General features: G+C 30.6%; 1 protein-coding gene. It reads left to right on the top strand.

The window, feature by feature from the left end:
* Positions 1 to 255: hypothetical protein (locus SB772_RS43250; protein WP_410838929.1), on the top strand; the 255-nt coding region annotated here is incomplete at both ends.

Below are 255 nucleotides of genomic sequence, written 5' to 3'. Positions count from 1 at the left end.
ACCTAAAGAATTTGATTCTCTTTTAATCTATAATCATTATTGGGTAATACAAAATAAATCTTTTGATGAAGTCATTACCTGGAATCGAAAGCTAATGAAGCAGGCAGAGAAGCAAAATTATCCAAAAGGAATTGTTTGGGGACATCTTAATATTGCCAACCGATACTATAATTATGGACGTTTCAATGAAAGTCTTAAAGAACTGGATGCTGCAGAAAAAATTGCAGAAAAAAATGTTATAGATAATAATACCAG

The organism is Paraburkholderia sp. SIMBA_030, from assembly GCF_046535245.1.
GTDB lineage: Bacteria > Pseudomonadota > Gammaproteobacteria > Burkholderiales > Burkholderiaceae > Paraburkholderia.
The sequence above is the reverse complement of the archived record's forward strand: the minus strand, read 5'-3'. Positions and strand labels throughout refer to the sequence as shown.